The organism is Marinococcus halotolerans DSM 16375, from assembly GCF_000420725.1.
Lineage (GTDB): Bacteria > Bacillota > Bacilli > Bacillales > Marinococcaceae > Marinococcus > Marinococcus halotolerans.
Genome location: NZ_ATVM01000012.1, coordinates 84,193 through 93,762, shown reverse-complemented (window position 1 = coordinate 93,762; position 9,570 = coordinate 84,193). Strand labels below are relative to the sequence as shown.

Below are 9,570 nucleotides of genomic sequence, written 5' to 3'. Positions count from 1 at the left end.
GGACCGACCGCTATGGGTACCAGCGGGATCTCAAACGGTATGAAAGCGAAGACTGCAGCGAGTGTCCGTTGAAACCCCAATGCACCACCGCCGAGGGCAACCGGCAGGTTCGCATCAACCCGGTATATGAAGAGGGCAAGGCGATCGCCCGCCGGGCGTTAACGAGCGACGAGGGAGCGTCCACCTATGCCCGGCGCAAGATCGAAGCCGAAAGTGTTTTTGGGCACTTGAAAGCGAATCGTCGCTTTCGCCGGTTTGCCCTGCGGGGCACCGCCAAGGTGACCACGGAATTTGGATTGTTGGCCGTCGCCCATAACTTACGGAAAAAAGCGGAACATACGAAAAAAGAAGCCGGAGAAACATCTCCAGCTTCCGCTTAAAAGAGCTATCATTCGATTTTTGGGACAGCCCCTTCGTTTGTGGAACTAATACAATTTTCCGCGGATATGAAGCATCGTACAGAGTGATGTGATGGAATGAATGTAGCAGTTTTGGCGGAGAGCGAATGGATCACCAAAAAACTCGGGAAGCACGCGGTCCATCGTCTCTTTCATTTTGTCGTATAAAATCTTTGTAACCTGCTCTTCAGTGTAATACAGCGTTTCCCGTCCCTGCAGCCATTCGGAATAGGAGACGATCACACCACCGGCGTTGGCAAGAATGTCAGGGATAATGACGACACCCTGTTCAGCCAAAATGGCATCGGCTTCGGAAGTAATAGGAGAGTTGGCGCCTTCAATAAGAATAGAGGCTTTAACGTCCTGGACATTATCTTTATGAATCACCCCGCCGAGAGCGGCGAAAAATAAAGCGTCGACTTCGAGGGAAAGAATATCGTCACGGTCCCGTATATCTGCGCTAATGCCAAGGTTATGAATTTCTTCCTCCGTGGTAGGGAGATCTCCATCATGATCGTTGGAGAAGTCGAGGAGAGCAGGCACATCGAGTCCGTCTTCGTTGTACAGGGTGACATTCTGGTCGCTTACGGACACCACTTTCGTATCGAGATAGTCACAGTTGTATGCCTGTATGGCAGTGACTGAACCGACATTTCCGAAGCCCTGGACAGCTATGGAAAGCGGCCGGCCATAGAATTCAAGCGCTGTTTTGAAAAATTTGTTTTCCGATGTCTGGAACTCATCGCGCCGGTTTTTCAGAAAGTCATGCAGCAGGTAGCGTAAAGTGAAGTACACTCCTTTTCCAGTGGCTTCTCTTCTGCCAAGAGAACCACTGTTTTTTACACTTTTGCCAGTGAAGCTGCCCCGATACGGGACGCCGGGATTAATATTTTTATATTCTGCCATCATCCAGTCCATTTCCCTGGCGCTTGTGCCGGCGTCGGGAGCGGGGATGTCTTTGTCCGGGCCGATCACATCGTTGAAGTACTGAACGTATTTTTTGCACACGAGGTTTAATTCTTTTTTACTGAAGTTTTTTGGATTAATGCTGATGCCGCCTTTTCCGCCGCCAAACGGGACGTCGTGCAGGGCATTTTTAATGGTCATCAGAGAAGCAAGGGAGGAGACCTCATCTTCATTCACGCTTTCATGAAAACGCACGCCGCCTTTATAAGGTCCCATCGTGTCGTTGTGCTGCACACGGTATGCCGGCACGCGCACTACTTCGCCATTTTGAAGGGGAACGCGAAGAAAAGATTTGTGTACATGATTGGGGGTCGAAAGGATAGAAATAAGAGAAGAAAAGGCTGTTTCCCGTTCCTGTCCTTCATAGTCGGGCAGGAAATTCTCATCCTGCATCAATGCATCGAGCGATTCCTGAATGATCTTTGTCGCTTTATCTGACATATTATGTCCTCCTTAAGGTATTTATACCTATGTAAGTAGTTCTAGTAAAGAATACCACTTTTCCGGACACTGCAAACGGATTCGGGGAAATTACCATCAAAAAAATGGGTTTCTTGAGCGGATAAGTTGCGTTTGAAAAAACGATAAGTGCATACTGTTTTTTGTAAACTATTTATACTTTATACAGGTGAAAGGAAGTCGTAACAATGACAGAGGAAACATCCAACCAGCAAGCGGCAGCTCCTTTATTTGAACCCTTTCAAATAAAAGATCTGCATCTTGAAAACAGAACGGTAATGGCGCCGATGACAAGAGGGTTTTCACCAGGCGGTGTACCAAATGAAGACGTGGTTGCCTATTACCGGCGCCGGGCTGAAAATAATGTGGGACTGATTGTGACAGAGGGGACCGGTATCAATCACCCTGCCAGCGTGGAAGACCCGGGAGTACCGGCCTTTTACGGCGAAAAAGCGCTGGAAGGATGGGAAAAGGTCGTGGAGGCAGTGCATGAAGCGGGAGGAAAAATTATTCCCCAGCTCTGGCACGTAGGCATGACCCGGCCGGTCGGAGCAGAGCCGAACTCTGAGGCTATGCCGATTGGGCCTTCCGGTTTAGCTTTAAGCGGGGAAGCGGTATCTGCGCCGCTTACCGAGGAAGAAATTGATGAACTGGTTCAGGCTTATGCAGACGCTGCGGCAGCGGCGAAGCGTATTGGCTTTGACGGCATTGAAATCCACGGTGCCCACGGATATTTAATTGACCAGTTTTTCTGGGAGCAGACCAATAAGCGAACAGATCAGTACGGCGGAAACTTTGTCGAAAGGACCAGGTTTGCCGTGGAGGTAATCAAAGCATGCCGCCGGGCTGTAGGGGAAGATTTCCCTATCTTCTTCCGGTTTTCGCAGTGGAAAATGTCTGATTTTGACGCGAAGCTTGCAGCCACGGCAGACGAACTGGCCCAGTTCCTGGAGCCGTTGTCTGAAGCAGGCGTAGATGTCTTTCACTGCTCCACCCGCCGCTTCTGGGAGCCGGAATTTGACGGTTCTTCGCTGAATCTTGCCGGCTGGACGAAATATTTAACCGGCAAGCCTTCTGTGACAGTAGGATCTGTAGGGCTGAACGGCGTTTTTACAAGCTTTGATAAAGCAGAAAACGATGATATTCAGGAATTAGTCAGCCGTCTTGAAAACGATGAATTTGACCTGGTCGCAGTTGGCCGTCCGCTGTTAACGGATCCGGCCTGGGCGAAAAAGATGCAGGAGGGCAGAACGGAAGATCTGGTACCGTTTACCAAAGACGCATTAAGCAGCTTGTATTAAATACGATGGTCAGTGAACCATGGACTCTCCGGCCGATGCCGGGGAGTTTTTTTATATTGGATGTGTGAATGATGACGGTGAGGGAAAAGAAGAAGAGAGTTCTAATACAGGTCCGGTCAGGAGAAATAAATGAAAAAAATGAACGCGACAGTAAGAATTTCAGTTTTAAACAATCCACAAAATATCGTTTCGCTAGTATGCCTTTTAGTCATTCTTGCGCTTTCTTTCATTTCTTACCAGATATCGGGCCCGCAGTATGTACTTCTGCTCTGGATTGGCTTTTTTCTTGGCTTTTCCCTTTTTCATGCCCGTTTTGGCTTCTCAGCCGTTTACCGGCAGATTATTGAAAAAGGCAATACTGAAATGCTCCGGGCTCATATGCTGATGCTTATTCTCGTATCGACCTTTTCAGCTGCTATTTTTATTATCAGCCCGGCTTTGTTTGGTACAGGTCCTATTCCGGCACTTTCCGCTGTGAGCGCAGGATTGATAGCTGGTGCTTTCATTTTCGGTTTTGGTATGGAAATAGGCAGCGGCCTTGCTCCTTCTTCATTTTATGAAGCAGAGGGCGGCAGAACCGCTTTGATTTGCACATTGATAGGCTTTACGGCAGGGGCAGTAACAGGGGCCAGCCACTTTGGATTTTGGAACACCTCCCTTCCTTCGTTTGAGCCGGTATCGCTGGCAGTGGATACGGGCATCGGCTACATATGGGCATGGGTGATTCAGATTGTTTTTCTCGGACTAGTTGCTTTTGGATCGTACGTGCATAAAAAGCGAACACGGCCTCCGGCTCTTCCGCCGCTGCCTTCAGCTGCAAGCTGGAGCCGGATCATTTTCGGCTCCTGGCCGCTGTGGGTGGGTGCTGGTATTCTGGCAGTATTAAATGCGCTCATTTTTCTTGTGCAGGGAGAGCCGTGGAAGCTGACAGCCTCCTTTACTCTATGGGGCGCAAAGATGGCGATGGCTCTTGGAATGGATGTTAGCGGCTGGACATACTGGTTTGAACAGGGGCAGTTTGTTGCCCTTCATCAATCGGTGCTGATGGATTCCATGAGCATTATTAATTTCGGTGTCATTATGGGAACGGTAGTAACTCTGGCAATGAACCGCCAAATCCGGTTTTCAGGAATCCCTCCGCGGGTCGCCTTAATCGCCCTGGTTGGGGGAGGGCTGATGGGATACGGGGCAAGTATTTCATTTGGCGCCAATATTGGGGCGTATTTCAGCGGCATCGCCTCGTTCAGTCTGCATGCGTGGATATGGCTTGTCATGGCCGTACTTGGTGTCTACACTGCCTACTATATCAGCAGCCTGCTGCCATTGTACCGTTATGAAGACGGAAAACGCGTGAAGAAATAAAAAAGTGCCTCCCAGGCTGCGATTGGCCTGGGAGGCTGTTGTTTTATCATCGTTTATTCACTCGGGGAAACCATTTTCGCCGGATCGACGATCAATTCAAATTCTTCTTCATTCAGCATGCCGCTTTCAAGCACGGCTTCCTTCAGCGTCTGCCCGTTAGCGTGGGCCGATTTGGCAATTTTTGCTGCGTTTTCGTACCCGATGTGCGGGTTCAGCGCTGTGACGAGCATCAGGGAATTTCGCAGATGCGCGTCAATGCGCTCCTGGTTTTCTTCAATGCCGACCGCACATTTGTCGTTAAAGGAAACGAGTGCATCAGCGAGCAGGTAGCTTGACTGCAGGAAGTTGTACACAATAACCGGTTTAAACACGTTGAGTTCAAAGTTGCCCTGACTGGCCGCAAAACCGATCGTAGCGTCATTGCCCATTACTTGTGCTGCCACCATAGTCAATGCCTCGCTCTGGGTCGGATTGACCTTGCCTGGCATAATGGAGCTTCCTGGTTCATTTGCAGGGATGGAAATTTCACCAATGCCACAGCGTGGCCCGCTTGCGAGCCAGCGGACGTCGTTTGCAATTTTCATAGCGTCTGCTGCCAGGGCCTTCAGCGCCCCGTGTGCGTATGAAATTTCATCGTGGCTCGTGAGGGCATGAAACTTGTTCGGAGCAGAACGGAAGGCTTTGCCGGTATAGGCACTGATTTCTTCAGCTACATATTCCCCGAATCTTGGGTGGGCGTTAATCCCTGTACCGACAGCTGTGCCGCCGATGGCAAGATCCTTCACATGATCAATGCTTTCTGTAATCATCTCGGCTGAACGTTCGAGCATCCGGTGCCAGCCGCTGACCTCCTGGCCGAGCGTAAGCGGAGTGGCGTCCTGAAGGTGCGTGCGGCCAATTTTAATTACATGTTCAAATGCATTCATTTTGTTCTCAAGGGTCGCACGAAGTGCTTCCACGGCAGGCAGAAGCTGGTCCTCCACTTTTTGCACAGCTGCTACGTGCATCGCTGTTGGAAAGGTGTCATTTGAGCTTTGGGAACGATTGACATCATCGTTTGGATGAACGCTCTGGGAAGATCCTTTTTCTTCGAGCAGCTGGGAAGCACGGCGGGCCACTACTTCGTTCATATTCATATTCGACTGGGTACCGCTTCCGGTCTGCCAGACAACGAGTGGAAAGTGGTCGTCGAGTTTTCCCGAAAGAACTTCGTCGCAGGCTTCAACGATCGCGTCGGCCTTTTCTGCTTCAAGCTTATCCAGGCGTTTGTTTGCAAGAGCCGCAGAGCGTTTTAAAATAGCAAACGCATATACAACATCGATCGGCATAGTTTCCTGACCGATTTTAAAGTTTTCCAGACTGCGCTGGGTCTGGGCGCCCCAATGCTTGTCTTTTGGTACGTGCATGTCTCCAAGTGTATCTTTTTCTACGCGATAGTCCATCGATAGGTCGACCTCCTACTAGTATCAATAAGGTAAATAGAGTAAGCACTCTTTCTCTAGATTAAAGAACATTTTAAAAAAAAGAAAGGCTTTTCAAAGGAGAAATACTAAATTCATCATCCGGGTAAAGAAACGGAAACTAAACATGAAAAATGAATGTTGCATGGACAGTAGTTTTGCTATAATTTTTACGAAAAGGAGGCAGCTGATATGTGGTACTCACTTGAAGTCCCGTCTGGGGATAACGAAGCGTGGAGCCTTCGGCTCTATGAACATGACATTTATACATTCTATATTGATGAAGCAATACAGACAATAAAGGACGAAGACGGATATACATACGAATTCAGCAGCGGGGAAAAAAGCAGATTGTATGTCTATATGGAAAACGCGTCTAAAGAAGAATTAAGCCGGATGCTTGAAGTCCATGCTGACGATTTGCATGAATGGGAGCCGCCGGAGTGGACAGAGGCTTCCTATGACAACGTCAAACTGGTGAACGGATGGACGCTTGTTTACCCTCCATTCCAGGAGAAGCAGGAAGAGCGGGAACTGAGGCTTGATCCGCAGGGCGCATTTGGTACAGGTATCCATGTGACAACAAGAGACGTTCTCGAATGTATCATTATCCGGGCAGAAGGGAAGATGGCAGCGGATATTGGCGCAGGAAGCGGAGTGCTGTCGATCGCGCTCGCAAAAAAAGGCATGCAGGTGGCAGCCTACGATGTGGAACCGGTAACGAGGGAAATAGAACAGCAGGCGGCATTAAATGATGTACGGGGCCGGATTGAAGTGTATGAACAGGACGTGGTCGACTCCGCCTTTCCATACGGCTCGTATGATTTAGCTGTCATCAATATTGGGGCGGATGTTACGGTGCGCTGGCTCGAACGGGCTGACTCCGTAGAGATTCTTCCTCAGCAGGTTGTAGTGTCCGGACTGGTGGACTGGACAGTGGAACGGATGAAAACAGCATTCCGGGATAAAAGTTATGAGGATGTCTGGTCCAAACAGACAAATGAATGGCATACTATATTATTTCAAAGGAGAGGCTGAAGATGACAAAACCACATGTTTTTATTACAAGGCCAATGCCGCACTGGCTGATAGAAAAGCTTGAACAGGAAGCTACGGTAGATGTATGGAATAAAAACGAAGCGGTGCCGGAAGAGGAATTAGTCCGGAGAACAGCGGAGGCGGATGGTTTGTTTTGTACCGTGTCGGAGCCGGTAACGAGAAACGTTATTGAACAGGCGCCACGGTTAAAAGTAATAGCGACGATGGCAGTCGGTTATAATAATATTGATCTAAAAGCAGCAGGGGAAAAAGGAATTAAAGTCGCCCATACTCCCGGAGTGCTGACAGAAACGACAGCGGATCTCACTTTTGCTTTATTAATGGCAGCGGCGCGGAGGCTGCCGGAGGCCATGGACACCATCCGGAAAAATGAATGGGGGTCCTGGGCGCCGTTTGCCTTTACGGGGCAGGATATTTACGGTGCCACACTCGGAATTATTGGCATGGGACGTATCGGCGAAGCTGTGGCTAAAAGAGCTGGCGGTTTTGATATGAACATACTTTACCATAATCGTTCACGGAAACCGGAAGCGGAAGAGCGGACGGGAGCTGTATTCGCGGAGCTGGATGAACTTCTGGGACAGGCTGATTTTATCTGCGTGCTGGCCCCGGCCACACCGGAAACAGAAAAGCTGGTAAACGCGGAAGCTTTTCGTAAAATGAAAAAAACAGCGGTGTTTATTAATACATCGAGAGGAACGATAGTGGATGAGGAGGCACTGGTGAACGCGCTTCAAAATGGAGAGATTTTCAGCGCCGGCCTGGATGTCTTTGAAAACGAACCGATCGGCGCAGACCATACCCTCCTCAGCCTGCCAAACGTCGTGGCGCTTCCACATATCGGCAGTGCCAGCGAAAAAACACGCCGGCGCATGGCAGATATGACTGCAGATCATATTTTGCAGGGCCTCCACGGGCTGCCGCTGACGCATGAAGTGCCTGGAAAATAAAAAGCATCTCACGGACCCGTTTCAGGCTCGTGAGATGCTTTAGTTGTATTATGACTTGTTCCAGGTAGCTGTGCCGTTCTTTTCTTCCTTCATTCGCTTACGGAAGCGAACCGTTTCCGCGGTAATGACTCCGGAAAGCCCCAGGAGGGCGATCAGGTTTGGTGCTGCCATCAGGCCGTTCATTGTGTCTGCAAGCGACCAGACAATTCCGAACTGGACCACAGCGCCAAAAAATACAGCGATAACGAAAACGATGCGGTAGGTAAAAACAGCCTTATACGTTTTAAAAAGATAGTAAATACAGCGTTCTCCGTAGTAGGACCAGCCCAAAATAGTAGAATAGGCGAAAAAGATGAGCCCTACAGAAACGATAATACTCCCGGCCGGTCCTAAAAAGTGTTCAAACGTAGCGGCAGTCAGCGGAGCACCGTCCAAATCACCGCTCACAAAGCTCTGGCCCATAACAAGAGAGATACCGGTAATTGAGCAAATAATGATCGTATCAATAAAAACCTGGGTCATGGAGACAAGTGCCTGCCGTCCCGGATAGTCGGTACGGGCAGCGGCTGCTGCGATTGGTGCGGAACCAAGACCTGCTTCGTTGGAGAAAACCCCACGGGCCACCCCGTACTGAATAACAACCCCGACAGCTCCGCCGGCTGCGGCCTGACCGGTGAATGCATCGGAAACGATTGAGCCAACTGCAGCAGGAACGAGATCCAGGTTGCCAAAAATAACAATCAGGCCACCAACCACATAAAAGACAGCCATAATCGGTACAATAAATGAAACGACCCGGCCGATGGATTTGATGCCTCCAAGAATAACAACCCCTGTTAAAATACTGAGCGCAATACCGGTGATCCAGGTAGGCACGTTCCAGTTGGAGTCCAGCACATCAGCAACGGAGTTGGATTGAACCGTGTTGCCGATTCCGAATGCGGCAATCGCAGCAAATACGGCAAACAGGACGGCCAGCCATTTCCATCCGAGCCCTTTTTCTATGTAGTACATCGGTCCGCCGGCCATGCGGCCACGTTCATCCTGAACCCGGTACTTAACAGCCAGAATAGCTTCTCCGTATTTTGTAGCCATTCCAAAAAGTGCACTGATCCACATCCAGAAGACAGCGCCAGGGCCGCCAATTACTACTGCTGTAGCAACGCCTGCGATGTTACCGGTTCCGACAGTAGCAGCCAGAGCGGTCATCAGCGATTGAAAGTGGGAAATGTCCCCCTCTGATTTTTTGTCCTGCTTTGAAAAAGCAAGCTTTAATGCGTAAGGAAGAGTAGAAAATTGCAAAAACCCTAAACGAATTGTTAAAAAGATACCTGTTCCCAAAATAAGAATTAAAAATGGCGGGCCCCACACAATACCGCTGATGGTGGTTAGTAATTCTTCGACGCTGTTCATAAAACCTGACATATGTAACAACTCCTTTCCATAATGTAACTGTACATAAGATGTTATAAAGACGTGAACAGTTTGTTAGAAAAGTTTACTATAAAAATAATGAATTGGGTACATGTTTTGTAAAAATTATGAAAATTTTCGAGGGACAAGAATAATAATTTCTTTAAAAGATTTAGAATATGATGTTTTAGGGGGGGAAGAT

Annotated in this window: 8 protein-coding genes; 5 read left to right on the top strand and 3 right to left on the bottom strand. The window is 49.0% G+C overall.

All coding sequences use genetic code 11. The annotated features are described in order from the left end of the window. Positions 1-380: transposase (locus tag G548_RS0110145; RefSeq protein ID WP_022794048.1), on the top strand; the 380-nt coding region annotated here is incomplete at its 5' end. 45 nt (positions 381-425) lie between these two features. On the opposite strand, the gene G548_RS0110140 is transcribed toward G548_RS0110145, so the two are convergent. Then, a complete protein-coding gene (locus G548_RS0110140) occupies positions 426-1,805 on the bottom strand; it encodes a Glu/Leu/Phe/Val family dehydrogenase (RefSeq protein ID WP_022794047.1) in 1,380 nt (459 codons plus the stop codon). A 206-nt stretch (positions 1,806-2,011) separates the two neighbouring features. On the opposite strand from G548_RS0110140, the gene G548_RS0110135 reads away from it, so the two are divergent. Both G548_RS0110135 and G548_RS0110125 read left to right on the top strand, forming a co-directional pair. Beyond that, positions 2,012-3,124: an NADH:flavin oxidoreductase gene (locus G548_RS0110135; RefSeq protein ID WP_022794046.1), complete on the top strand. Its 1,113-nt coding sequence runs from the start codon at positions 2,012-2,014 to the stop codon at positions 3,122-3,124. 129 nt (positions 3,125-3,253) lie between these two features. Continuing rightward, positions 3,254-4,486: a YeeE/YedE family protein gene (locus tag G548_RS0110125; protein WP_022794045.1), complete on the top strand. Its 1,233-nt coding sequence runs from the start codon at positions 3,254-3,256 to the stop codon at positions 4,484-4,486. 53 nt (positions 4,487-4,539) lie between these two features. Here the strand turns inward: G548_RS0110125 and fumC are convergent, their stop codons facing one another. After that, positions 4,540-5,928, bottom strand: a complete 1,389-nt coding sequence (gene fumC / locus G548_RS0110120) for a class II fumarate hydratase (protein ID WP_022794044.1) — start codon at positions 5,926-5,928, stop codon at positions 4,540-4,542. A 210-nt stretch (positions 5,929-6,138) separates the two neighbouring features. Here fumC and G548_RS0110115 point away from each other — a divergent pair, with 210 nt between their 5' ends. Together G548_RS0110115 and G548_RS0110110 are read left to right on the top strand one after the other, a co-directional pair. Beyond that, positions 6,139-6,984 (top strand): 50S ribosomal protein L11 methyltransferase, encoded by an 846-nt coding sequence (locus tag G548_RS0110115; RefSeq protein ID WP_022794043.1) that lies wholly within the window; start codon positions 6,139-6,141, stop codon positions 6,982-6,984. A 2-nt stretch (positions 6,985-6,986) separates the two neighbouring features. Further along, a complete protein-coding gene (locus G548_RS0110110; RefSeq protein ID WP_022794042.1) occupies positions 6,987-7,955 on the top strand; it encodes a 2-hydroxyacid dehydrogenase in 969 nt (322 codons plus the stop codon). 48 nt (positions 7,956-8,003) lie between these two features. Here the strand turns inward: G548_RS0110110 and G548_RS0110105 are convergent, their stop codons facing one another. Further along, positions 8,004-9,368 (bottom strand): alanine/glycine:cation symporter family protein, encoded by a 1,365-nt coding sequence (locus G548_RS0110105; RefSeq protein ID WP_027847330.1) that lies wholly within the window; start codon positions 9,366-9,368, stop codon positions 8,004-8,006. Positions 9,369-9,570: the final 202 nt, after the last annotated feature.